Annotated in this window: 18 protein-coding genes; 10 read left to right on the forward strand and 8 right to left on the reverse strand. The window is 37.0% G+C overall.

Annotated elements, in window-relative coordinates:
• Positions 1-147: 147 nt before the first annotated feature.
• Positions 148-762, forward strand: a complete 615-nt coding sequence (locus DDF69_RS01030; RefSeq protein WP_114819136.1) for a 4'-phosphopantetheinyl transferase family protein — start codon at positions 148-150, stop codon at positions 760-762.
• Here the strand turns inward: DDF69_RS01030 and DDF69_RS01035 are convergent.
• Positions 743-3,007 carry an FUSC family protein gene (locus tag DDF69_RS01035; RefSeq protein WP_114819137.1) on the reverse strand — a complete coding sequence of 755 codons (2,265 nt, stop codon included), beginning with the start codon at positions 3,005-3,007 and terminating at the stop codon, positions 743-745. The genes DDF69_RS01030 and DDF69_RS01035 overlap by 20 nt on opposite strands.
• A 228-nt stretch (positions 3,008-3,235) precedes the next feature.
• Between DDF69_RS01035 and blaCHM the strand changes: the two genes are divergently transcribed.
• On the forward strand, positions 3,236-3,994 hold the full coding sequence (gene blaCHM, locus DDF69_RS01040) for a CHM family subclass B1 metallo-beta-lactamase (protein ID WP_114819138.1): 759 nt from the start codon (positions 3,236-3,238) through the stop codon (positions 3,992-3,994).
• A gap of 134 nt (positions 3,995-4,128) precedes the next feature.
• On the opposite strand, the gene porV is transcribed toward blaCHM, so the two are convergent.
• Together porV and porU are read right to left on the reverse strand one after the other, a co-directional pair.
• On the reverse strand, positions 4,129-5,292 hold the full coding sequence (gene porV / locus DDF69_RS01045) for a type IX secretion system outer membrane channel protein PorV (RefSeq protein WP_114819139.1): 1,164 nt from the start codon (positions 5,290-5,292) through the stop codon (positions 4,129-4,131).
• A 60-nt stretch (positions 5,293-5,352) separates the two neighbouring features.
• Complete coding sequence (porU, locus tag DDF69_RS01050; RefSeq protein WP_114819140.1) at positions 5,353-9,255, reverse strand: type IX secretion system sortase PorU; 3,903 nt, start codon at positions 9,253-9,255, stop codon at positions 5,353-5,355.
• Between the two features lie 164 nt (positions 9,256-9,419).
• Here porU and gldJ point away from each other — a divergent pair, with 164 nt between their 5' ends.
• The gene (gene gldJ, locus DDF69_RS01055; protein ID WP_114819141.1) at positions 9,420-11,021 is read left to right on the forward strand and encodes a gliding motility lipoprotein GldJ; all 1,602 of its coding nucleotides are present in this window, start codon (positions 9,420-9,422) and stop codon (positions 11,019-11,021) included.
• A 155-nt stretch (positions 11,022-11,176) separates the two neighbouring features.
• Positions 11,177-12,448 (forward strand): UDP-N-acetylmuramoyl-tripeptide--D-alanyl-D-alanine ligase, encoded by a 1,272-nt coding sequence (locus DDF69_RS01060; protein WP_114819142.1) that lies wholly within the window; start codon positions 11,177-11,179, stop codon positions 12,446-12,448.
• 166 nt (positions 12,449-12,614) lie between these two features.
• Here DDF69_RS01060 and DDF69_RS01065 read toward each other — a convergent pair whose 3' ends face one another.
• Positions 12,615-13,223: an NUDIX hydrolase gene (locus DDF69_RS01065; protein ID WP_114819143.1), complete on the reverse strand. Its 609-nt coding sequence runs from the start codon at positions 13,221-13,223 to the stop codon at positions 12,615-12,617.
• Between the two features lie 36 nt (positions 13,224-13,259).
• Between DDF69_RS01065 and DDF69_RS01070 the strand changes: the two genes are divergently transcribed.
• Entirely contained in the window at positions 13,260-13,649 is a 390-nt protein-coding gene (locus DDF69_RS01070) for a hypothetical protein (protein ID WP_034699917.1), read from the forward strand.
• A gap of 51 nt (positions 13,650-13,700) precedes the next feature.
• Here the strand turns inward: DDF69_RS01070 and DDF69_RS01075 are convergent, their stop codons facing one another.
• From DDF69_RS01075 to mdlD, 4 genes are all read right to left on the reverse strand, one after another.
• Positions 13,701-14,744, reverse strand: a complete 1,044-nt coding sequence (locus DDF69_RS01075; RefSeq protein WP_114819252.1) for an anhydro-N-acetylmuramic acid kinase — start codon at positions 14,742-14,744, stop codon at positions 13,701-13,703.
• Between the two features lie 10 nt (positions 14,745-14,754).
• Entirely contained in the window at positions 14,755-15,345 is a 591-nt protein-coding gene (gene lptC / locus DDF69_RS01080) for an LPS export ABC transporter periplasmic protein LptC (protein ID WP_047421210.1), read from the reverse strand.
• Between the two features lies 1 nt (position 15,346).
• Entirely contained in the window at positions 15,347-16,663 is a 1,317-nt protein-coding gene (locus tag DDF69_RS01085) for a hypothetical protein (RefSeq protein ID WP_114819144.1), read from the reverse strand.
• Between the two features lie 196 nt (positions 16,664-16,859).
• A complete protein-coding gene (gene mdlD, locus DDF69_RS01090; RefSeq protein WP_114819145.1) occupies positions 16,860-18,179 on the reverse strand; it encodes an NAD(P)-dependent benzaldehyde dehydrogenase MdlD in 1,320 nt (439 codons plus the stop codon).
• A 390-nt stretch (positions 18,180-18,569) separates the two neighbouring features.
• Here mdlD and DDF69_RS01095 point away from each other — a divergent pair, with 390 nt between their 5' ends.
• From DDF69_RS01095 to DDF69_RS01115, 5 genes are all read left to right on the forward strand, one after another.
• Positions 18,570-19,688: an ATP-binding protein gene (locus DDF69_RS01095; protein WP_114819146.1), complete on the forward strand. Its 1,119-nt coding sequence runs from the start codon at positions 18,570-18,572 to the stop codon at positions 19,686-19,688.
• A 328-nt stretch (positions 19,689-20,016) separates the two neighbouring features.
• The gene (locus tag DDF69_RS01100; RefSeq protein ID WP_114819147.1) at positions 20,017-20,643 is read left to right on the forward strand and encodes a TetR/AcrR family transcriptional regulator; all 627 of its coding nucleotides are present in this window, start codon (positions 20,017-20,019) and stop codon (positions 20,641-20,643) included.
• Complete coding sequence (locus tag DDF69_RS01105; protein WP_114819148.1) at positions 20,627-21,943, forward strand: TolC family protein; 1,317 nt, start codon at positions 20,627-20,629, stop codon at positions 21,941-21,943. Before DDF69_RS01100 ends, DDF69_RS01105 begins: the two co-directional genes overlap by 17 nt.
• Before the next feature lie 16 nt (positions 21,944-21,959).
• Positions 21,960-23,063 carry an HlyD family secretion protein gene (locus tag DDF69_RS01110; protein WP_114819149.1) on the forward strand — a complete coding sequence of 368 codons (1,104 nt, stop codon included), beginning with the start codon at positions 21,960-21,962 and terminating at the stop codon, positions 23,061-23,063.
• 142 nt (positions 23,064-23,205) lie between these two features.
• On the forward strand, positions 23,206-24,783 hold the full coding sequence (locus DDF69_RS01115; protein ID WP_114819150.1) for a DHA2 family efflux MFS transporter permease subunit: 1,578 nt from the start codon (positions 23,206-23,208) through the stop codon (positions 24,781-24,783).
• The last annotated feature ends 30 nt before the right edge of the window (positions 24,784-24,813 follow it).

Below are 24,813 nucleotides of genomic sequence, written 5' to 3' on the forward strand. Positions count from 1 at the left end.
TAAGGAAACAAAGAGTTTTTTTTCTCAACGGATTTTTCAGTCTGAAAATTCTTTTTACCACGAATAGTAACTTCCATCTTCCAGCTCCCATCTTCTATTCCTTTCAACTTCCGCATCTTTTCACTATTTTTGTCCAATAAAAAAAGAATGCCCCTCTACAGAGATTTTTCAGATGATAACGCCACCATTCTGGTTTGGAAGTACGATGAAAGTGAAGAGCTTGATATCAATCAGCTTCTGGAGCCTGAAAATGCTGAGAAGGTAAAGGATTATCATCCTAAAAAATTACTGGAAGTCCTGATGGTGCGTAAGCTCCTGAAAGGATTGAAACCAAATTCTAAAATTTTGTATAAAGAAAGAGAACCTTTTCTTTCTCCCAAGGATGCGGAGATTTCCATTACGCATTCTTTTCCTTTTGCAGCCATTGCTATCTCTAAAAATAAAATAGGAATTGATGTTGAAAAATTCAATCCTAAAATTTTAAGGGTAATTGATAAATTCACCTATGAAAATGAGCGTGGATTTATTCCGGAAGACAAAGCGGATACTTTCTATACTATTATATGGAGTGTAAAGGAAAGCATGTACAAAATTCATCATTCAAAATACTGGTCATTAAAGAAAAATTATGAAGTAAAGCCTTTTGAGCTGAAGCATCTTCATAAAATAAGCTGTAGGGTATATGACGATGAATTTTCCGATGAATTCAAAGCCAGAGTAGAGTTTTTTGACGATTACTGCTTTACGATTGTGGAGGAGTAGGCTCTGTTTCGTTTTTATATTTTTCAATCACCTTTCTCTGTTCCTTTGCGACATCATAGATCAGCTCCAGGATATCGTGGATATTTTTAAGCTCCGTTAAATGTGAAATTTTATCAGGATCTCTTCGGTCTACAATTTCGTTTTCCTCAATCTCAGTCTTTCTTTTCAGAAGCATATCTTCAATGGATGAATCTTCCGGTTCAAGGCGGCTTTCCATTTTCAGGGTTTCATTAATATCATTTCCGTTGAGAAGGGTAGAGGTCTGCTGCATTTCTGCCTCAATCTTTCTGCTCCAGCTTTCAGCATCTATTTCAGGATACTGTTCATTACTTTTTGCATATTGGGATAGGGAAGCTGTATAGGCAGTAATCAGATGAGAAGTTGCCACAAACTGATGAACCACTTCCAGTTTTTTCTGCTGATTTTTAGGATCAGAAATCATTCTCTGGAAATTATCGGAAAGGTTAGCCAAAGAAATGATGGCATTTTTTCGTTTTACCTTATAATCTTCAAGGTCGAAATTTCCCTGTAAGAATTTGGAAATCACACTCTGAAAATAGATAAGGTTGTCTGCGGCAGATTTTTTCATCAGATCCAGATTTTGGGTATGTTCCCAAACCGGCAATACAATATAGGATACTGCAAAAGCAATGATTCCGGCAATAGCGGTATCCAGAATCCTGTCTTTAAAAATAATATTAACTTTCCCCGGATTTAAAAAATTAAAGCTGAGGAAAACATAAATCGTCATGAATAATACCGCCCAGAAATATCTTCCTTTCAGAAAGCTGAAGCACATGATCATGCTGATCAGAAGAATCGCAAATAAAACACCGTTAATATGTACAAAATGGAGAATCGCATACGCAATACTTGCCCCTGCAATCGTTCCATAGAGACGCAGAAGGTTTCTCTGTTTAGTGATGGAATAAGCGGGTTTTAAGATCGCTGTAATGGTAATTAAAATCCAATACGTGTGTCCCAGTCCCAGAAAATCGAACATAGAGAAAACATATCCCAATAGCAGAGCTGTTGTAATTCTTATAGCATGGCGGAAATGGGAAGATGATAAGGAAATATTATTTCTCAGAACCTTGGCATTCAATTTAGGTTCATTGGGCATAAATTTCTTAAGGTCTAACCCGGTGGATAAACTTTTTGCCAGTTTGATATCCTGCGAAAATACCTTATAGATTTCATTAATTTCTTTTGTGATTTCATAGATACGCATCAGGATCTGGCGCAGAATCATGAAATTTTCCAGGTTGTCCGGTGACAGCTGTTTATTTCTGAGTTCGAAATAATTATAATTTAAGCTTTTTAATTCCTGTTCCAGGTTAAACATTGGCTTTGCTCTGGTACCACTTTGAAGGGCGATACCGATATTGGTGATTTCCTCAGCCAACAGGTTAAGATAATCATGGATATTCACCAGGATCATACTTTCTTCAAAACTCTGCTGCAGTTTCTGATAGTCACTTTCAGAAGTCATCAGTTTTTCATGAAGGTCCATCGAGTTCAGGAACATCAGCATTAATAAACGACTGGTTGTCGTAGATTCATTAACGATGGTTCTGGTTTTAAAAACCGTTTCTCTGGTATCTTCCTGAAGATTTTTTATTTCAATCTGCTTGGCAATAACCTGAGTGGTCAGCTTATTAAAATCCGGATTTTTCTGATAATAATTGGCTTTAATCTTTAAAAACTCAGCCAGCTGAAGATAATTTTCACCAATCATCTGGCTTGCCAGCTTATAAGGACGAATGGTGGTTACAATAAGAAATATAAGCAGAAACCATATACAGCCGGAAGCAAATATCAATAAACTTTTAAAGATATTACTTCCCGTAAGATGCCCGTCAATAAAGATCGCCAGTACCACAAGGGATAATGAGCCGACGGCTGCTAATCTCTGACCATAAACGCCAATAAGGGAGAAAAACATACCGAAGACAATCACCTCCAGAATGACCAGTACTTTGATATTCATCACAAGACTGGCAATAAGTGCTACAAAGACAAAACAGCAGATCGCAAAAGTAAGAGCATTTCTTCTTCGGATAAAAGGACCGGGCTGGTCGGTAAGAGCTACAAAGCTGGTTCCCAGTGGGAAAAGGAAATATTCTTTCAAAATCCCGAAGTGGGCAAGGACTAAACAAGGCAGAACAGTAGCTAATGTAATTCTGATGGCAGAATATACATACTGACTGGTTACAAATTTTTTTAGTTCCGCCGAATAGTTCATATTACAAAAATAGCTATTGAAATTAAGAAAATCGCCATAAAAAAAAGACTTTTCTCGACTTAATGTTATATTTTATTTAATTAGTCTTTACTATTATTTAAAATAAACTGACAGAAGAAACATACCAGTGATTCACAGCTCGTATTAGTCATTTTTTAACACAACAGCTAACAAATCTTGTTCCATGAATCCTTACCTTAGCTTAAATCAGTTATAAATAATTATTTTATGAAATTGATCAGTAAAAATATATGGGTTATTTTGTTTTCTATGATTATCGTAAGCTGTAGCTCACAGGGCAAAAACAGTTTTAAAGCAAAGAAAATATATGAATCAAAAGCCCTGATCATTACTCAGATTTCGGAAAATTCTTTTATTCATACCTCCTTTAAACAAACCAATGATTTCGGGAATGTACCGTGTAATGGATTGGTTGTAAAAGATCATCACGAAACTATTGTTTTTGATACCCCTACCCATGATAAAAGTTCAGAAGAGCTGATACAATGGATTAATGAAAAGCTCGGTGCAAAAGTTAAGGCTGTTATTTCCACCCATTTTCATGATGACAGTTTAGGAGGATTGATGGCTTTTCATAAACATAATATTCCCTCTTATGCATATGCTAAAACCATCGAATTAGCTAAAGAAAATAATTTTGTTATTCCTGAAAACAGTTTTAATGATTCTGTTGTTTTAAAAGTGGGAGACAAAGATGTTCTGGCCAAATTTTTTGGCGAAGGACATACAAAAGATAATGCTGTAGGCTATTTTCCTAGTGAGAATATTTTATTTGGAGGCTGTTTATTAAAAGAGCTGGAGGCGGGCAAAGGATATTTAGGTGATGCTAATGTTTCTGCATGGCCCAATACTGTTGAAAAAGTAAAAAAAGAATATCCGGATGTGAAAATTGTAGTTCCCGGACATGGAGAGTATGGCGACGGAAAGCTCCTTGACTATACGATTAGATTATTTAAAGGTCAATAGTGAATTTTTGCTTTGCAAAGTGAATGGTTTAGTGTGAAAATAAATTGACAAGCAGAGCGCATTGACGAGTGACCATTGACATAAAAAAGCCTCAATACAATGTATGAGGCTTTTTTATAGAGCTGTTGCTTTTATTAACGGTCGTTGTTGGATGTTTCTTCTCCAATGTTCCATGTAAGACCGAAACGTAGCGTGTTATCCAAAGCACTGTTGATCTTAGACATGTTGATCAGGTAAGAAAGATCAAGTCCGAAAGAACGGTATCTTAACCCAACCCCTGCAGTAGCAAACTGTCTTGCTCCCTGCTCTTCACTTTCATGGAAGTAACCTCCTCTTACAGAAAATGCATTGTCATACGAATATTCTAAAGCACCACTGTACATGATACTGTTTTTATTTTTGAAAGATTTTCCGATACCAGCCATTGGTCCTACATTCGGGATCTGATAAATAGGCTGTCTTGTATTCGGGTCTATTCCTGCATATTCAGATCCAGGAACCAATAGTTTTGAACCTTCCACAGAAATTCCGATTCTGTTCATATCATCCAGGTACATATCGTATCCAACCCCTAATCTTGCCATCGTAGGAAGATAAGATCTTGATTCTTCATTTCCTGTATAATCCAGTTTCGGACCTAAGTTCTGAATAGCCAGACCTGCATTCACTTTACCATCATATCCACCAATACTGGAGAATCTTGGAGAGGTATAGTATCCTGAAACGTCTACTGCAAAACTGTTTGCCGCTTTAAGTGTAGTATCTGTATTGAATCCTCCGGCTAAGTCTGAACGGATAAATCTACCGGTAACAGCTCCGGAGAATGAATCAGAAAGTTTCAAAGCATAGGCAACGTCAATGGAGAATTCGTTTGGTTTTGATGTACCCATAGAAGCGATTTCTGTACCCACCAATTGAGTCAGGTCTACCTGTCCCATATTGAAATAATAGATACTCGCGGAGATTGTAGATCTTTCTTCCTGCCCTAAAAACTTATGGAACGAAGCATATAATAAGAATACATCATTGGTAAGTTTTCCCATGTAAGGCGTATAGTTAAGACCTACGGAAGAACTTGTCCTGCTGAAAGGGTATTTAGCCGCATTCCAGAATTGGGAAAATGCATCCGGAGAGGTTACCACCCCTTGATCTCCCATACCTCCCGATCTTGCATCAGGTGCAATTCTTAAGAAAGGAGCTCCGGTAAGAACTGGGTTTACTTTACCTAAATCTTGCGAATAGCCTAAAAAACCAGCACTCAAACCAAATCCTAATAGCAGTTTAGTAGTTAAATTCATATGTTGTCTTTTATATATTATCAGTTTTTTATTAATATTATTATCTATTGTTCTGTTTAATTATTTCAAAAGTACCATTTTTTCTACAGCTGTAGCACTTCCTTTGCATTTTTCTTGATTTTGACTTTTTGCAAATATCTTAAAAATATACGTACCTTTTGCTACTGTAGCTCCAAAATCATCTCTTCCGTCCCATTCTATGGCCTGGCGTGGGGTTCTATAGCCCTGCAGGAAAGGTTCTGCAACCACCGGCTGCGATAAAGTTCTTACCAATCTTCCGGTTATTGTATAAATCTGTACGTTCACATCCAGAATATCATCACAGTTGTGTTCAAACTGAATATAGGTTTTATTGGTAAATGGATTTGGCCAGTTCAGCGGACGGTTGATCGTCAGGTGTTGGTCAGACTCATCTTTAACTTCAAAATTTAACGTAGCAGTTGTCGAATTATTGTTTATATCCCAAACTTTAAATGTTAATTGATGCTGTCCTATTGCTAGATTTCTGAAAGGGTAGGTTACATTTCCTTTCTGGTATTCGGCAAGACTAGGATTTAAGCATCCGTTTCCTTCTCCGGGAGCATAAAAATCATTTAAAACAACAGTATTGATAATCTGACCATCAAGATATACTGTAATATCATGTCCTACACCGGATCCTGTTGAGTTGATTCCTGTGTCATCGGTAAGACACGCAAGAAGCATAGGATTCTGATTGGTGATTCCACCATCTGCAAAGTTGGTGTTGTTCATATACAGCTTTACTTTTGGAGGTTGATTATCATTGATTCCATTAGGATTAATATCACCTACCTGTACTGCCTGGTTATTGAAAACATCTGTTGCTTTGTTGTCAGCATAGGCTAGTATTCTTCCTTGTCCTACAGCATAGTTAATGTCTTTAGGAACATAAAATTCAGCAGTGAAAACTCCGTTTACCGCAGTTCCTGCAGATTTTACAATCGCACTTCCTTCTTCAGTATATTCTAAAACCGGAGTTAAAATTCCACTGTTATTAAGTGTTTTCTTATTTAATCTCTTATCAAAAATATTGATGCTGACTTTTCCGTTGAAGGTATTGTTCAGGGTTCCGTTCGGATTATTGATGTGTCCTTTAATTTTCACAAAATCCAAACCTCTGATCAATCCGGGAACCGGAGTTTCAATATTATCAATAACAAGAAGTCTTTGAGGTCTGCTTAATTTCATTGCCGGGTCACCCAATAAGTTTACTTTTAAGTGGTTACTGTTTGGACCCTTTTGTTTTTTAGCAATCAATTGAGCATTCCCCAATGTATTGAAGTCATCATTGGTTAATTTAAAGATATTCTGAGTAAGAGTATTGGTAAAATCACGTCCATAATCAACTCCGATAGCACGGCTGGAAGTAATCATGGTAGAAACACCTCCCTGTTTCATTTTAATAAACTGCTCACCTACAGAATTGGTTGAAGGTTCGTCCCATAATGTAAACTCACAAGTGATGGTAGATACAAACGGGAATCTGCTGTATACATTGGAAAAATTGTTGGCATTCTGAACTTCTGTACTGGTAAGTACTCTTTCCTGCGCCCATCCGTTGATTCCTCCGTGTCCGAAATAGAACAGATACAAACTGTTTCCGATAGCGTTGGAAATGGCCTGGTTTACCTGCGGATATCTTCGTCCTCCGGATGTACTCTGCGCGGTAAAGGCATCCATGTATAATTTTTTAACATTATATTCTTTAAGTTCCTGCTGGCCCGGTTGTTCAAATATGCTGGCAAGGGATGCGTTCATTACATTATGAAATGGCCCGCCTCCTTCATTATTATCATCTACCACAAAGTCAAGCCTCATACGCCAGTCTCCGAAAGGACTCGACTGTCCCTGAAGAGAATTATAATAAGCCAGCGTTTTGTTGATCATATCTCCGGCTTCACTTACATTGGCGGCAGGAATTCTACCAACAGGCAGATCTGGTAAATTGTTTTCAATTAGTAATGCGGTTTGCGGCTTGGTCATCACAATATAATCATCCGTCACAAAAGAGGATACATAATCTGAAGACTGCTCACTCTGGTAGCTGGAAACAACATTTGAGTTGTTCGGAACTCTGTTTTTATAATCGTATGAAGTGTCCCCAAGAATAAATACATACTGAAGTCTTCCCAGAGGAGTATTGAGTTTGCTTACGAAATCTCTTATCGCAGTAAGATCTTTGCTTCCACTGCCGTATTCCTCATAGATTTTATTGATGTCAACAATTTCTACTTTATAGTTATTCTTCGTTTGATGATAGTTGGCAATTCTCTGTGCCTGGCCCATCATTTCGGGAACGGTAAGGATAAGATAGTCTACGTTTTGTATTGCAGATAAATTCTGATTGGAAATTCTTCCTACAAACTGCGGGCTGAAAGCTGCATCAGCACGGAAAGCTACAAATTCATTATTGAAATTCTGATCAGCAGCAGTATAGGCAAAGTTGAAAGAACCGGCTCCTGCTTTATTCACTCTTCTGTTAGCATTGGTAATGTCTGTTACATCCCATACCTGTTCTATATTATTGGCATTACTGATGCTGAAACCATAGTCTGTATTGCTTCCACTTACAATTGAATAATCCCTGAAGTTCATTTGTGAACCATTGAATGCAAGGTTTTCCTTATACTGAACTTCCAGATAATCAAAATAGAATGTTCCATTAGGATTTTTGGAAATGTCAGGATTATAAACCAATGTAAACTGATTTCCGGTAAGATTTGTTAATGTTCCTGTGTACGTTACAGGATAAAAAGTATACTGATAGGAAGAAGTATCCGTAGGAATTACCTGCAGCGGGTGTGGATTTAAATTGTTGATTTTAAAATCTATCGTATTCTGCTGGGAATTATAGGCCACTACCTGGGTTCTGTATCGTACTACGTCATTCGCCTGTATAGGAGAATTCGTAGTCAGTGTTATGGTCTTTTCATTGGAGAAAGGAGCATCCTCTACCCATGTTCTTCCTACTTTTAACAGGTTTTTCTGATCCTTGTTAATGACCTGGTAACTGTCATATCTTGTAATCAGCTGGCCAGGAAGATTTCCATCTACAGTAGGAACCCTTTTTCCTGCGCCCTTGTCAAAGTTGATATAATAATACGAGAAGTCTTCGTAGATATTTTTTACATTATTACTTCTTTCACTGAATCGGGTATCATGTCTTTTAAAGCCATTTCCATTGCCTGTATCATAAAGGTTATATCCGTCCGGACCTTGTGCATAGAAAAGAGCATAGTCATTGTCATTCCATACCCCATCATCTTCACCTACTACCTGAATGGCATTTTCCTGTAAAGCTCCGTATCTTGCATCCTGATTGTATTCAGGAAGCATAACACCTCCGTTTCCATAAATTCTGAAATTTTTAGGATTTACAGAACCCGGATTAATTCCGTTGTCTTTTAAAAACTGGGAAGTGATTTTGAATACTCCGGACTTGTCTACCTTTATCTTATAAAAATTTCCACTTGATAAAGGATTACCGGTGGTACCTATTTTATTAACCGTTCCTGTTGTATTGATAAAAGAAGAAGCTTCTGAAACATTAAATGAAGATAATCTCTGAACACGCCCTTTTACATTTTTAAATAAAGCAATACTAATACTGGCATAGCTTTCACCCTCTAAAGTATAATAGGAAACATCTGCTACATCATAATCCGGAAGTCTGCCTTTATCCAGCTCAAACAATTCCTGGTTAGAAACGCTTTCCCAAACAAGGTCTGAGATTTTTAATTGCTTTTCTCCGATTTTTTGCTTGCTTACGATAAAAACATTATTTTGGCTGTAAGAAAAACCTTCATTTTTAAAATTAGGAAGATTTAATTTTGTGTCACCAAAATCCTGAATTTTAGAACCATTCCATTCTATGGTGTTTCTTTGGGCGTAAAGTGTTGATGCAAAAGCGATTAAAGATAAAATCGTAATTTTTCGTTTCATGTTTACTATTGAAATTGCTAAATTACAAAATAAATGAAAATTTTAGAATTAAATTGTGATACAATAAAATTAATTTGTTAACGTTTTTCAAAAAAATCAAATGTTTACTTGATTTATTGAATAATTTATTTTTTCTTTGTACTTTGAAAATATTTATATCGACTATGAAAAAACTAAAGTTGTTTTCATTAATAGCATTAAGTTCTACACTTGCATTAACCAGCTGTGGCGGATCAGGAACCAGCAAAGGTGGCGGTACCAAAAAATTTGTCAGCAAAACAGGTTGGAAACCAAACGAAAAACAGGGTTGGTTTTTTGCAGGAAAGCAACAGAAGCAGAAGGGTTGGCCTGGGATGGTATATGTAGAAGGTGGAACTTTTACAATGGGATTAGTGAAAGATGATGTTATGCACGATTGGAATAACACACCGCGCAGAATGCAGGTAAGTTCATTCTTTATCGGAGAAACTGAAATTACTAACTACGAATACCGCGAATACCTTACATGGTTGAAGTATGTATTCCCACCAAGTGACCCGAGTTTTAAGGAGATCTATAACGGTGCTTTACCGGATACCTTATTATGGGACAACAAATTAGCAAGAAACGATTATAACGAAACTTATCTGCGTTCTCCGGAATTTGATTATTATCCGGTAGTAGGAGTTTCCTGGACTCAGGCAAACAGATACTGTGAATGGCTGTCTGACAGAGCGAACGAAAAAGCTTTGATGCAGGCTGGTATTATTGCCAAAGATTTGTATATCAACGAATCCAACAACCAGGGAGGAACTGCTTTCAACATGGATAAATTCAAATCGAATGATCCTGAAATGCAGGGATATATCAACGAGAAAAGAATGCAGCAGAAAACTGGTATGAAAACTACAAACCAGAGATTGCTTGCAGCTAACAGAGCTCCGAATTCTGCAATGGTACAGAAGTTCAGACTTCCTACCGAAGTAGAATGGGAATATGCAGCTCTAGGTATGGCTAAAAACAGAGAATATAACCAATATCTGGGTAAAAAACCTCAAATTGAAAGATTAAGAGGTACCAAAGGAAGAGACAGAGGAATGTTCCTTGAAAACTTCAAAATGGGTAGAGGTGATTATTCCGGTATTGCAGGTTGGAAAAACGACGGATCAGCTCAGACTTCTGACGTGAGACAATATCCATCTAACGATTTAGGAATCTACGGTATGTACGGAAACGTTTCTGAATGGACGGCTGACGTTTACAGACCTATCATCGATGAAGATTACAACGATTTCAACTACTACAGAGGAAACATGCCTCAGGCGATCGTAAGAAACGGTGACGGAACTTATAAAATGATCGACGAAGGTACTATTAAGTATGATACGTTAGCGGATGGAAGATTAGTTTACAGAGGACTACCTGGACAATTCGAAAGACAAACTATCGCTGACTACAGAAACTACAGAGATGGTGACAGACAGTCTTCTTTAGAATATTACAGAGCTTCTGATTCTGCTTCAGGATTCGATATGTACAACGCTCCTAAAACAAGCTTTGTTGTAGATGGAAGCGGTAGAGTGAAACTACAAAAAGATACTAAAGAAAGAACTTCCGGAATTTCTAACGAGGTTAGAGTGGTAAAAGGGGGTTCTTGGCAGGACACAGCATATTGGCTGGATCCAGGACAAAGAAGATATAAAAATCAAAACAGAGCTTATGGTTGGGTAGGATTCCGTGTTGCACAGGATGCTAAAGCCAGCGATAAGAGTAGAACTAGAAGATAATATTTATCAAAAAATACTTACAAAAAACCTTCCGGACTTTCGGAAGGTTTTTTTATTTTTGAACCATGAAATCGCGTTGGCTAAAAAGTCTAAAAACATTCGTATAGATTGAGCGATTGCATGCGATTTTAAAAAAAAGATATATATATTTCCACATGAATATAGAACAGTTTTATCCTTTATTTCTGCAGGCGGCAAAAGTAACCATCGACAGCAGAAAAATAGCAGAGAATGATATTTTCTTTGCTTTTTCCGGTGAGAATTTCAATGCAGCAACGCTGGCAGAGAAAGCCATTGATGACGGAGCTCTGGCAGTGATTGTTGAACTTCCGGAATTTGAAAACAGAGATAAAAATATTTTCTATGTTCCATCCACCCTGGAGTTTTTACAACAACTGGCCATCTATCATAGAAGCAAGCTGGCTATTCCTTTTATAGGGCTTACAGGAAGTAATGGAAAGACGACTACAAAAGAGCTTATTCATGCTGTTCTTTCTGAAAAATTTAATGTTCAGTACACCTACGGAAATCTGAACAATCATATCGGAGTTCCATTGACCATTCTTTCCATTAAACCGGAACATGAAATGGCCGTGATTGAAATGGGAGCTAACCATCAGAAAGAAATTGAATTTCTGTGTACCATTTCACAACCTGATTTCGGTTATATTACCAATTTTGGAAAAGCTCATCTGGAAGGATTCGGAGGTTTTGAAGGAGTAATCAAAGGAAAATCTGAGCTTTATGATTATCTTAAAAATAACAACAGAACGATTGTTGTGAATGAAAACGATCCTATCCAGGCTGAAAAAACTGAAAACTATTCACCTAAAATCACTTTTGGAAAAGAGACATCAAACTATAATTTTGAATCTTTTTCTGCAGAACATTTTGTAGGATTGACGTATCAGGGGGGAAAAGCCGTTTCAAAACTGACAGGAGAGTACAATTTTACCAACCTTTGTGCAGCTGCCAGTTTAGGACTTCATTTCGGAATCAGCTTTGAAAAAATAAAACATGCGTTGGAACTTTACACGCCAACGAATATGAGATCTCAGGTGGTGAAAAAAGAGGGGAGAACTTTGGTTCTGGATACGTATAATGCCAATCCAAGTTCTATGAGCGCTTCTTTGAATAATTTCATCAGTTTTGAAGGCAGCAAAACCATTATTATCGGTGATATGCTGGAACTGGGGGATGAGAGTGAGAAAGAGCATCAGAACATCTTAAAACTGGCTCAGGACCTTCATTTCGACGAGATTATTACGGTTGGTAAACATTTTAAAGCTGTGAATGCTTCAGATTTTGCTTTTGAAAATACAGCAGCATTAATAGAATATTTACAACAGAATCCAATTCATTCTGAAAACATATTGTTAAAAGGATCCAGAGGAATTGCCCTGGAGAAAGTGATCGACTTTATTTAGAGTAAGGAAGCTGGAAGTTGGGAGAGGGAAGTTCTTGAAGACAAGCAACGCGTATTCTCTTTTTTTATACCATTTTATAAATTATCATTGTTACAATGATCATCGGAAACGAGGGCTGCCGGATCGTAACTTCCAGCTTCACTCTTCCAACTTCCAGGCTTATTACTTATTTCTTCAGGTCCCAGAATTCTTTTACGATCAGTTTGATATTTTTAAAAGTACTCGGGAACACTTCATTTTCAATTTCAGATGTCGTTTTCCAGGCTACTTCGGTAATACCTTCTTCTATTTGCGGTTTCGAGGTGTCTTCCCCGTCAAAGTTCATTTCAAACCAATGGGTGCATTTCAAGATCTTCTCACCATTTCTTTCAATGTAGATATGATAAGTGGTATTGATGAATTGTAAAAGTTCAACATCGCTCAGACCAGTTTCTTCCTCTATTTCCCGTACTGCAGACTCTTCCCTGGATTCTCCTTTTTCCATTTTACCTTTGGGAAGATCCCATTTACCCAGTCTTCTGATGAAAAGAATTTTACCCTCGGGATTATTAACGAGACCTCCTGCAGCCTCTATAATTCTGAATAGCTTTTGAAATTCCTGCCAGATTTCTTCCAAATTCTCTCCATATACATTCAGTTCCTGTACAGAGGTATTCTCCAGAAGATCCAATGCGATCTCTAAAGTTGTATAATTTTCGTATCCAAGCTTTTTTTCAAGTTCTTCAGGATGCTTAGATAGTAATAATTTTTTTTCGTTGACAAAAACTTTATACATTTGTAATAGTTAAGAATTTAAATACAAAAATAAAAAATGAATTTAGAAGGACGAAAGATTATTGTCAATAAATCATCTAAAGAACTTACCGAGTTGCTGAAATCTCCTGAAAATTACAAAGATTTTATGCCGGATGGTCTTCAGAAATTTGAAACAAGAGATAACGGATTTAAATTTGGATTACAGGGAATGCCTGAAATCGCTTTAAAAATTGATGAAGTAGATGATCAGAAAGCTGTTTTAAGATCTGCAAGTTCAAGTTTGGACTTCTCATTAACAGCTACATTGAACCCAATCAGTGAAAACCAGACTGAAGTTCAGATGTTATTTGAAGGGAAATTCAATCCATTCATCAAAATGATGGTAGAAAAGCCTTTACAGAACTTTATCAATACGCTTACCGATAAAATCGAAGCTTATAAATAAAAAAAACCTTCAAAAATGAAGGTTTTTTTTATTTTACAGGAATGTGTTTTTCTAAGCAATCACTCCCGAACAATGATCCGCTGTACTTCCAGTTGCAGAAGACAACACATTGATCTTGTTATTTATCTTTAAAACGCCCATAAATGCAAAAATCAAGGCTTCCTTATAATTGATGATCTCTTTTTCGGGGATGATCACTTCGGCTTGTGTTTTCGCTCTTATTTTTTCAATTAAAAAGGTATTGTAAGCACCTCCTCCGGTGATTAGGATGTCTTTTATACGATACTCATTAATGACATTGGCAATCTGCTGGGCAGCATGTTCTGTAAACGTAGCCAGTGCATCGGATGTTTCAATATTTTCAAGAAGGGGAAATATATGCTGATGACACCATTCTATTCCCAATGATTTTGGATGGGGAATTTGATAGAAATCCAAAGCGTTAAGTTGATGGAGTAAAGTTTCGTCTGTTTTTCCTTTTGCTGCCAATGCTCCATTTTCATCAAAATTTTTATGAACCTGTTGAGCTAAATGATTCAGAACAATATTTACCGGAGCGATATCAAAGGCAATTCTTTTTCCTTCAGCACGTAAAGAAATATTGGAAAATCCACCTAAATTCAGGCAGGCGCTGTATCCGGAGAAAAGTAATTCATCACCTATAGGAACCAGAGGAGCTCCGTTTCCTTTCATCAACACGTCCTGACTTCTGAAATCATAGATAACAGGTAATCCTGTTTCCAGCTTTATGGCTCTGCCGTCACCGATCTGCAGGGTGAATTTTCTCTTAGGCTGATGAAAAACCGTATGGCCGTGAGAAGCAATCAGGTCGATGTTTTCAAGCTGATGCTGATGAATAAATGCTTTAACCTGCTGACCAAGATAAAAACCATACGCTGAATGCAGTTCCAGCAAGTCTTCGGAAGAAAGATGAATGGAATTTCTGAGTTGGGTTTCCCAATCCTCAGAATAGGAGAGTGTCTCGGCTTTCAGGATTTTAAAAGTCCACGTGTCCTGCTTTTCAAATTCAGCAAGACAGATATCCAGACCATCCAGGCTTGTCCCGGACATCAATCCAATAGCCAGCGCTTTCATTATTTTTGAATTATTTTTTATTTTCAGAAATTCTTTTTGAACTGAAATCTCCTGAGTTGTTATAGAAGGTGTATTCAGAAAAATCATCCTTGGCAGTCATTCCATTGGCTCCTACCAGTGTAGAACCATCCTCCATGGTTACATACACCGTATCTTTGGTATAGATTCTGTTTTTTCGCTGATCCCAATAAATACTCTGCATAGCAAATCTCTGGCCTTCATTGGTTTTTATTCTTACATCACCTTTGGCTTCGTAGAATTTTTTGTATTCAAAAATACGGGCATATTTAGCGGTAATTCTTCCCGGAACCTTCGGTTTTTTTTTATCAAAAAACTCAATGTCAATTCCTTTTCTGGCTACTACATACGGACTGTCTATCAGTTCATATTTTTCAATGATGGGTGCTTTGGCTTTTAAAGTGACAAAGCCCGAATCACGCTGGATAATATTAGCATTGTTGATAATCTGTGAAGGGAAATTTTTGCTTTGACTACCGTTTCTTTTGGTAAGATCTTCCTCACAGGATGTCAATATAAAAAATATAGCACAACTAAAAAGGCATGCTATATTTTTATATGATATTTTTTTTGAAAAGTTCATTTTAGTTATAAAGAGTCTTTCTGAACCACTTATCAGCAAAATTGAAGCCGATTCTCAGGTTGACGAAATTCTGATTGATCAGGTTGTTTTGAAGAGTTCCTCTTTTACCCACTTCTAACCCGATTTCAAGACCGCTCATTCTGGTGATACTACTGTTTTTGAACGGAAGCATTACTCCGGCAGAAATACCGAATTTGTTAATACTGTTTCCTTCCAGGTTTAGATTTCCTCTTTCATAGAACGCTCCATATCTATAGATTACTCTTGAGAAGTAGCTTCTGAAGTTGTTATAGTTAGGAAGGTACCATCCACCGGCAGAAATTCTGTAGGTATCCTGGAAACTAAAGCTTTTACCAAAATAAGAGATATCTTCTCCCTTTTTATAATCTACCTGTCCTGATACAAACCAATGGTTCTCACTTCCGTATCCAACCCCTACAGATGCCTGTAATGGAAGAAGGTTTTTGGATTTTGTTTCTTTTTGTTCGATGATTGTTTCGGATCCGCTAACTTTAGTCGTCTCCTGAGCATCAGAATATCTGTACGTACTGTTGGTATACTGAGTCGTCATATTACTTGTATTACCAAAAGTAGCAGTAGCTCCTACAGTGAACTTCTTATCAGTACGTGTATTTAAAGTCTGGTAGCTTGTACCAAGCGTAAAATTAAAGTTTCTGACTCTGTTTTTCGTCTCATAACCATTAACATATTCCCCTACGTAAGTCCCAAGGTTACTGTTGTAAGCACGAAATTCATTAAGGTCATTAAGATCTCCAAAATAAAGGTTTGCTTTTGCTCCTACGGATAATTCCTGATTGATCTTATAAGAAACAGCAAGCTGTGCCGTATTCAAAGTTCCACTTCCTTTGAAATTGTTTTTATAAAGTGGGGTCGTGTTATCACTGGCAAACTGCTCCGTTACGATGTCATAACTTTTAGAACTGTAGGGTTGATAAGAGATTCCCATTTTCACTTTTGAAGATAACGGAAAGGCAATCGAAATATTGGAAAGATACGTAGAATGCTTTGTAGATTTCATATCGTTATAGTTCGATTTGAAATAATTGTTTTCGTTGGTAGCTTCCAGTCTGATACTCGTAAGTTCGAAATTGGCGTTGTTTGCCGGGTTGGCAAAATTGAAACTGCTGGTAAAATCACTAATAAAAGCAGTAGATATACCACCCATAGAAGCAGTTTCGATCGTATTATCATATTTCACATCTCCAATTCCATAAGTTGCATAAGGAGAGTTGCTTAGACTCTGTGCATTCAGAAAATATCCAACTGATATGAATGATACTACAAAGATTTTTTTCATTCTTTATTTTTAAAACAATGCGCAAATATCTTAAATATTAATGAATTGTAAAAATTATATGTGGTTAAAGTTTGTTAAGGGCTTTTCTTTACAAGAAAAATGCCAATTTTCTGTAATACAAATATCTATTCTGTGCTGCAAAAAAGACTGTCCTATGATGAACAGTCCTGGTGTATATGATTAGGTATTAATCCTTTTATTTTACCTGAAGAACAGAACGGCTGTGGCTGAAACACTCAAAACTGAATTTTCCGTGATATTTTCCCATTCCCGAAGTTCCCACCCCTCCAAAAGGTAAGTAATGCGATCCGACATGGATAATAGTACTATTGATCTCAGCATCTCCGCTTGTGGTATGGTTTAAAACATATTCTGCAAATTCCTGATCTTCCTTGAAAACATATAATGCTAAAGGTTTAGGACGGTTATTGATTTCTTCCAGAGCTTCTTCAATATCATTATAGGTCATAACAGGAAGAATAGGGCCGAAAATCTCTTGCTGCATTACCTGATCATCCCAGTTTACATTATCCATTATAGTAGCTTCAAAGTGACGGGTTTCAAGATCATAATGTCCTCCGTAGATTACTTTTTCCGGAGCTGCTTCGAGGTAACCTGCCAAATGTTTAATTTGGTTCTGGCTTACAATCTTCCCGATTTTCCCCAAAGAACTACCTTCATAAGCTGTATTTAAATGAGCTTTGAATTTTTCTATAAAAGCATCTTTTACAGATTCATGGATATAAATATAGTCTGGAGCCACGCAGGTTTGTCCGCAATTAATCCATTTTCCGTAAGATATTCTGGCTACCGCTTTATCCAAATCTGCATCTTTATGAACAATCGTAGGAGATTTTCCTCCAAGTTCCAGTGTAACCGGAATTAATTGTTCTGCAGCGGCTTTCATGACAATTTTACCAACATTGGGGCTTCCAGTAAAGAAAATATAATCAAAAGGAAGACTTAATAATAAGGTGTTTTCTTCAATAGCACCCTGAATAACTGCGACATAAGATTCATCAAATGATTCTTTGACAATATCTTCAAGAACCTGTGCTACATGTGGGGTATTCTCAGAAGGTTTTATGATCGCCGTATTTCCGGAGATCAAAGCTCCGATAAGCGGACTAAATGTCAATTGAACAGGATAGTTGAAAGGTCCGATAATATAAGTAACTCCATAAGGCTGATAGGTTATTTTGCTCTCAACTTCAGCGCCTGAAGGATGTGGTTTTGAAGGTACAGAAGTAGGTTTTGCCCATTCATCAATGTTTTCCAGCAAATAATCAAGCTCGCTGATCACTATTTGAATCTCCACATATTCTGCTTCTTTTCTGCTTTTCCCCAAATCTGTATCTAAAGCTTCACAAAGCGCATCGGTATGCTGAAGAAAAACTTGGCGGAATTTTCTTAATTGTGCTTTTCTGAATTCAATATCTTTAGTCTGATTGGTTTTGAAAAAGGCCTTCTGCTGCTGAAATATCCCTTTAATTTTTTGTTCCAGGTTGGTATCCATTGGTTTATGATTTTAATATTTGGTGTGAAATGGTAATCAATTTACGAATAATTTCACATTACAAATGTATTGTTTAAAATTAAATTGTGTAAAATTTAATTTTATATTTTATTCTAATTCAATTATTGATATTACCTATAATAGAATGTATTTCTTTTGAACCATTAAGATTGTATGTAGGTTTTAAGAGTAGTAAGGAGCTTCGCTCTAAGCTTAAAATCAGAATGATTCATCTTAACTATACTATATTTCTTCAATCCTTCTTAATGGTTTTATTATGTCCTGCATTTTTACAGATGTAAGGAAACTCAAAATGGATGATCTATATTTTTATCCATTTTAAGCAGACTTAATTTTATGAAATGAAATAAGATTTTTTATCTTTGAAACATGAATTGGGAGAACATCGCCGGACAGACGAATCTGAAAAAACTTCTTAGAGAAAGCATTGCTGAAAACAGAGTGAGCCATGCCCAACTTTTTGTAGGAAAGGAGGGATACGGAACACTGCCTATGGTATTGGCCTATGCACGGGAAATTTTCAGTCAGGAAAATGAGCATGCTGCTGCGAAGGTAGATCATCTCAATCATCTGGATCTGCATTTCAGTTTTCCGGTTTTTACGGATAACAAAAACTCATTAAGTAAAAATAAATTTGATGAGTTCAGAGAAATGATCCTGGCTTCCCCTTATGCAAGCTATGATGACTGGACTGCATTTTTGGAATCAGAGAATAAACAGCTATTTATTTCTGCAGATGAAGTGGATGACCAGAACCAGAAGTTTTCTTTAAAAAGTTATGAAGGAGGAACCAAAATTCTTATCGTCTGGAGAGCAGATAAAATGAATGTTGCCGCTTCCAATAAGTTTTTGAAATTTTTGGAGGAACCGCCGGCAAAAACTGTTATTCTTCTTACCGCTGAAAGTACCAACGATATTCTTCCTACCATTCTTTCCAGAACACAGATTGTAGAAATTCCTAGAATTAATGATGAGGATATCGAAAATCATCTTAAAAAGAATTTCTCTGTTTCTGAAGAAAAAGTGAGAGAGATTGTTCATGAAGCTCAGGGAGATCTTAATGATGCTATAAAACTGCTGAATTCAGGAGATAAAAGCAACGAATTCGAAAAGCTTTTTGTACAATGGGTGAGAGATGCATTTATGGTAAAAAAGAAACCGGAATATCTCAGAAGTATTATTGTCTGGGCAAGAGAAATTGCAGGATGGAACAGGGAGAAGCAGAAGAACTTCCTTAATTATTGTTCTGAAATTTTCAGACTGGCATTGCTTCAGAATTACCAGTCTGAGAATCTGGTGTATAAAAAAATCAATGCGAACGGTTTCAATTGGGCCGGCTTTTCAAAATTTATCAGTGGAGCTAATATTGAGAGTATTTTGGAAGAAATTAATACTGCCGATCTTCACCTGACCCGAAACGGAAATCCTAAAATTGTCTGGACGGATCTTGGAATAAAACTATCCAGATATATTCATAAAAATAAATAATACAACTCCGGGTAAAGCCGGAGTTTGTGTTTATTACCATAGAAGGATTGTCATTTTGTTCTCACTTTCCCTTTTTTATTATGCATACTTCAATATAAAAGGGGTTGAAAACTAAAATTTTTCCTTTGGAATTTTTCTCAATTATTAAATGAATATCAACTTTCCCTGAAGTATTTTTCATTAAAAAGCCCCTTTCCTTCGGTTTTAGCATCTATTATAGAAACTGTCTTTTCGTTGCAATAAATTAAATCTATATTAAAAAATCAATCAATCGTTTGATTTGAAGCAAAACTTGTGTACATTTGCGCCCTGAAAAAAGAACACTAGCATGATTTCAAAAGAAGAAAATATATTATTCGCTGCCGAGAAGCTCTTTGCAGAAAAGGGATTCGAAGGAACCTCTACCCGGGAAATTGCAAAGGCGGCTAATGTAAACATCTCTATGATCTCATATTATTTTGGCTCTAAGGAAAAACTTTATGAGAAATTAGTGGAATACAGAATGAATGAAGGTCAGTTTTTTTCAAAAGATCTTTTGGGAAGAACCGACATCAACGAGTGGCAGAAGATTGAAAGAGTAATCGATCAGTTTTCTCACAAGATCCGGACTCAAAAATGTTTCTACAGGATTATGCAGAGAGAACAGCTGCATACCAAAAATCCTCAGATTGTAGAATTTTTGAAGCAAACCAAAATGGGATTTCTTTCCATGTATTCACAAATATTGGAAAGCGGCCTTAAAAATGGAATTTTCACCAAAAATCCACCCATTTATCTCCTGCATTCTACCGTAAGCGGAACCTTGTTTTATGCATTCAACGCGAAAGAAATGTATAAAGAGTTCCTGAATGAAACAGAAGATGAAGAAGCTTTTGATGAAAAATACTACACAGAACTTAATAAACATATTAAATATTTACTAAAAGACCTTTTAGGTTATGAAGAGAATAAATAACTCAGTGATTGCATTATCACTATTCGTAGGAATAGCAAATGTAAATGCTCAGGAGAAAAAAACACTTTCTCTTGACGAGGCCGTGCAGCTGGGAATCCAGAACAGCAAGAATCTCAAGATCGATGCAGCCAAGATCGAAGAGGCTACAGCTGACCTTTTGGAAGCTAAAAACAGACAACTACCGGAATTAAAAGTGTCAGGTAGCTATATGTACCTTCCGATAAAACCGAATGTTGATATCAAACTTCCTGGTCTTGCCGGTGGAGCTGGCGGACCTGAAATACATCAGGTACTTTACGGTTCAGCTAATCTTAGTGTTCCGATCTACAGCGGTGGAAGAATCAAATACGGAATTCAGTCTGCTAAATATCTGGTAGAAGCTTCTAAACTAAGCACTGAGAATGATAAAATTGCCATTGCTTATAACGTTGCCCAGGCTTATAATAATCTGTTTAAAGCGAACCAGTCTATCAAGGTTTTTGAAGAAAATCTTGCCGCTTCTCAAAAAAGAGATGAAACCTTCCTTAAAATGGAAAACAACGGTTTGATTGCGAGAAACGATAGATTAAAGGCAAATCTTCAGACTTCAAATATTGAACTTCAGTTATTGGAAGCTAAGAATAACTACAATATTGCCAACATCAATATGGACCTTTTATTAGGCCTTCCTGAAACTACGGAACTTGCAGTAGATGAAAATTATATTGAAGAAGGATCAGACGTAAAACCTGTTGATTTTTATGTTACTGAAGCCAGAGAAAACCGTAAAGATTTACAAGCGTTGGCACAGCAGAGAAAAGCAGCAGAACTGGGATCAAAAGCAGCAAAAGCAGAAAATCTTCCTTCTATCGCATTTACAGGTGGTTATGTAGCGGCAGATATTCCTAAGTTTCTTACGGTATACAATGCCGTTAATGTAGGGATTGGAGTTTCTTACAACTTGTCCAACCTGTGGAAAGAAAATTCTTCATTGAGACAGTCGCAGGCGAGAGAAAAACAGCTTGCTGCAACCGATGAATTACTGAATGATAATATTAAGCTTGATGTCAACAGAGAATACCAGAACACAGATTATTCAAAAAAGAGAATTGCTGTTTTTGAAAAATCTGCTGAGCAGGCCAATGAAAATTACAGAATAACAAAAAATAAATACGACAACGGCCTTGCAACCATGACTGAATTACTGGATGCAGACGCGGCACAGATTGCTGCCAACGTTGGAGTGATCAATGCTAAGGCAGATGCTGCACTGGCATACAGAAAACTATTACAGACAACAGGAACTTTAACAATTAAATAATCAGATCGAAACCAAAATGGAAAATAATAATACACAGGCAGCTGAACCTAAAAAGAAAAAAAGTTTAGTTTTTCCTATCATTTTAGCGGCAGTAGTAATCGGAGGAGGAATCTACGGTTACAGAGCCTTTACTTACGGACAGTATCATGAAGAGACAGACGATGCTCAGATTGCTTCCAATATGGCACCGGTAATTTCTAAAATATCAGGCTATGTAGCTCAGGTAAAAGTAAAAGACAACCAGTTTGTAAAGAAAGGAGATACTTTGGTGATTTTGGATAACAGAGATCAGAAAATGGCTCTTGATCAGGCTCAGGCAGCATTATCTACTGCTAAAAGCAATATCTCCAATGCAGAAGCTACTACCACAGCGACTTCAAAAAATATCGGTTCTTCAGAAGCAGCAGTAGTTACGGCTAATGCGCAGATAGAAGCAGCAAAAGTAAATGTTTGGAAAACTTCTCAGGATTTGAAGAGATATGCTAATCTTGTAAAAGACCATTCTATTACAGAACAACAATATGAGCAGGCTTTGGCAGCGAAACAATCTGCAGACAGACAGTTACAGGTTTTGGTGGACCAGAGAAACCAAATTGCTCAGCAGACTCACATTGCATCTTCTCAAACAGCTGCAAGTTCACAACAAATCAGTGTGGCAGGATCTGTGGCTAAACAAAGAGAAGTAGATGTAGAAAATGCAAAATTAAACTTATCATATACCGTAATCCTTGCCCCTGAAGATGGGTATGTAGGAAAAGTACCTACACAGGCAGGTCAGTATCTGCAGGCTGGTGCACAGTTGTTTGCTTTGGTTAAAAATGACCAGAAATGGGTAGTGGCTAACTTTAAGGAAACACAGGTAGATAAAATGGTAGAAGGCCAGAAAGTGAAAATTGAGATTGATGCCTTCCCTGATAAAGAATTTGAAGGAGTAGTAAGCTCTTTCTCTCCGGCTACAGGAGCTACTTTCTCTATTCTTCCTCCGGATAATGCGAGTGGTAACTTCGTAAAAGTAGTTCAGAGACTTCCTGTAAAAATCGATTTTGTAAATCTTGATAAAGATATTGCCAAAAGACTGAGAACAGGAATGAACGTAAAAGCTGAAGTTGCTTTGAAATAATATTTAAAATTGTTAAAAATCAATGAACTTCGTTGTTAAGAGTGAATGTGTTTTGTTCTCCTATTTAAAATAGACTGTTTTCAATTCATCATTCACTTGCGAAGCAAAATTCACCATTGATTTTTTACATCGAAAAAAACTTATGCAAGATTCATTAGTAGAATATGGAGCGCGTAGAGTAATCATTACGATTACGGCTATCCTTTGTGCCCTTCTTGAAATTGTAGACTCCACGATTGTTAATGTTGCCTTGAATGAAATGAAGGGGAATCTTGGATCTACACTTTCTGAAGTGGGTTGGGTAATTACGGCTTATGCCATTGGTAACGTAATTATAGTACCAATGACGAGCTGGCTTTCCCAGCAGTTTGGGCGTAGAAATTACTTTGCGGCATCCATCATTATATTTACCATATTTTCATTTTTATGTGGAAATGCGACGAATATCTGGGAACTCGTGTTTTTCAGATTGATGCAGGGAATCGGTGGGGGAGCCTTATTGGTAACTTCACAAACGATCATTACGGAATCTTATCCGATTGAAAAAAGAAGTATGGCTCAGGCGATTTATGGTCTGGGAGTAATCATCGGTCCTACATTGGGTCCGCCACTTGGAGGGTATATCGTTGATAATTTCAGCTGGCCCTATATTTTCTATATTAATATTCCGATTGGGATTGCAGCAACATTGATGACGCTGCAGTTTGTAAGAAGTCCGAAATATGCAGAAAAACGTAAAGTCTCGGATGTTGACTGGCTTGGAATTGCATTACTGGCAGTAACAGTGGGATCATTACAATTCATTCTGGAAAGAGGTCATGAAGAAGACTGGTTTGCCAGCGGAATGATTGTAGCGTTTACCGTAGCTGCTGTTTTGGGATTTATTTTATTCCTTTGGAGGGAACTTACCTTTAAATATCCGATCGTTGAGCTCAGGGTGCTTAAAAATAGTAACCTGAGAATCGGAACTATGATGTCATTCGTGCTTGGATTCGGATTGTATGGTTCTACATTCATCGTTCCTCTTTATACTCAGAGTATTTTGGGTTGGACGGCACTTCAGTCAGGAGCATTGATGATTCCGGCGGCGTTAACGACGGCTTTCATGATGCCTATCATTGGTAGATTATTGGCAAAAGGAGCAAAACAGCAGATTCTGGTTTCATTAGGACTCTTTATCTTCTTTGTTTACAGTTTCTGGGGATACAAAATTCTGACACCGGATACCAGTAAAGAAGCTTTCTTCTGGATGTTGATCGTAAGAGGAGCAGGTTTAGGGTTGTTGTTTATTCCAATCACCTCTTTGTCATTAAGTACATTGAAAGGGCAGGAGATTGGCCAGGGAGCCGCTTTTACAGGGATGATGAGACAGCTGGGAGGATCTTTCGGGATAGCAGCGATCACAACCTTTATTGCCAATGCAGGCCAGAAATACAGGAATAACTTAATTTCCCATCTGGACGAAAACAGTTTTGATGTACAGCAAAGACTAGCCGCTCTTAAAGCGAATTTTGTAGCCAAAGGAATGACACCTGATGCCGCAATGAATGCAGCGTATAAAATGCTAGATCTATCCGTAACGAAGCAGGCAACTGTTTTATCTTATATGGACGTCTTTCTTTACCTTGGAATCATATTCCTGATATGTATTCCGTTTATCTTACTTGTAAAGGAAAGAAAGAGCAAAGAAAAAATAGATTTGAGTGAAGCCATGCACTAAATTTTAAATAAAAACCTTCGAGAATTTCGA

The organism is Chryseobacterium sp. KLBC 52, from assembly GCF_003347605.1.
In the GTDB taxonomy this organism is placed as follows: domain Bacteria; phylum Bacteroidota; class Bacteroidia; order Flavobacteriales; family Weeksellaceae; genus Chryseobacterium.

What these genes read in the sequence shown, in the direction of transcription:
- DDF69_RS01030 (WP_114819136.1), top strand. Translation starts at nt 148, where the DNA reads ATGCCCCTCTACAGAGATTTTTCAGATGATAACGCCACCATTCTGGTT.
- DDF69_RS01075 (WP_114819252.1), bottom strand. Translation starts at nt 14,744, where the DNA reads ATGAAAGCGCTGGCTATTGGATTGATGTCCGGGACAAGCCTGGATGGT.
- gldJ (WP_114819141.1), top strand. Translation starts at nt 9,420, where the DNA reads ATGAAAAAACTAAAGTTGTTTTCATTAATAGCATTAAGTTCTACACTT.
- DDF69_RS01070 (WP_034699917.1), top strand. Translation starts at nt 13,260, where the DNA reads ATGAATTTAGAAGGACGAAAGATTATTGTCAATAAATCATCTAAAGAA.
- porU (WP_114819140.1), bottom strand. Translation starts at nt 9,255, where the DNA reads ATGAAACGAAAAATTACGATTTTATCTTTAATCGCTTTTGCATCAACA.
- DDF69_RS01100 (WP_114819147.1), top strand. Translation starts at nt 20,017, where the DNA reads ATGATTTCAAAAGAAGAAAATATATTATTCGCTGCCGAGAAGCTCTTT.
- DDF69_RS01035 (WP_114819137.1), bottom strand. Translation starts at nt 3,007, where the DNA reads ATGAACTATTCGGCGGAACTAAAAAAATTTGTAACCAGTCAGTATGTA.
- DDF69_RS01105 (WP_114819148.1), top strand. Translation starts at nt 20,627, where the DNA reads ATGAAGAGAATAAATAACTCAGTGATTGCATTATCACTATTCGTAGGA.
- DDF69_RS01060 (WP_114819142.1), top strand. Translation starts at nt 11,177, where the DNA reads ATGAATATAGAACAGTTTTATCCTTTATTTCTGCAGGCGGCAAAAGTA.
- DDF69_RS01110 (WP_114819149.1), top strand. Translation starts at nt 21,960, where the DNA reads ATGGAAAATAATAATACACAGGCAGCTGAACCTAAAAAGAAAAAAAGT.
- DDF69_RS01085 (WP_114819144.1), bottom strand. Translation starts at nt 16,663, where the DNA reads ATGAAAAAAATCTTTGTAGTATCATTCATATCAGTTGGATATTTTCTG.
- DDF69_RS01065 (WP_114819143.1), bottom strand. Translation starts at nt 13,223, where the DNA reads ATGTATAAAGTTTTTGTCAACGAAAAAAAATTATTACTATCTAAGCAT.
- blaCHM (WP_114819138.1), top strand. Translation starts at nt 3,236, where the DNA reads ATGAAATTGATCAGTAAAAATATATGGGTTATTTTGTTTTCTATGATT.
- mdlD (WP_114819145.1), bottom strand. Translation starts at nt 18,179, where the DNA reads ATGGATACCAACCTGGAACAAAAAATTAAAGGGATATTTCAGCAGCAG.
- porV (WP_114819139.1), bottom strand. Translation starts at nt 5,292, where the DNA reads ATGAATTTAACTACTAAACTGCTATTAGGATTTGGTTTGAGTGCTGGT.
- DDF69_RS01115 (WP_114819150.1), top strand. Translation starts at nt 23,206, where the DNA reads ATGCAAGATTCATTAGTAGAATATGGAGCGCGTAGAGTAATCATTACG.
- DDF69_RS01095 (WP_114819146.1), top strand. Translation starts at nt 18,570, where the DNA reads ATGAATTGGGAGAACATCGCCGGACAGACGAATCTGAAAAAACTTCTT.
- lptC (WP_047421210.1), bottom strand. Translation starts at nt 15,345, where the DNA reads ATGAACTTTTCAAAAAAAATATCATATAAAAATATAGCATGCCTTTTT.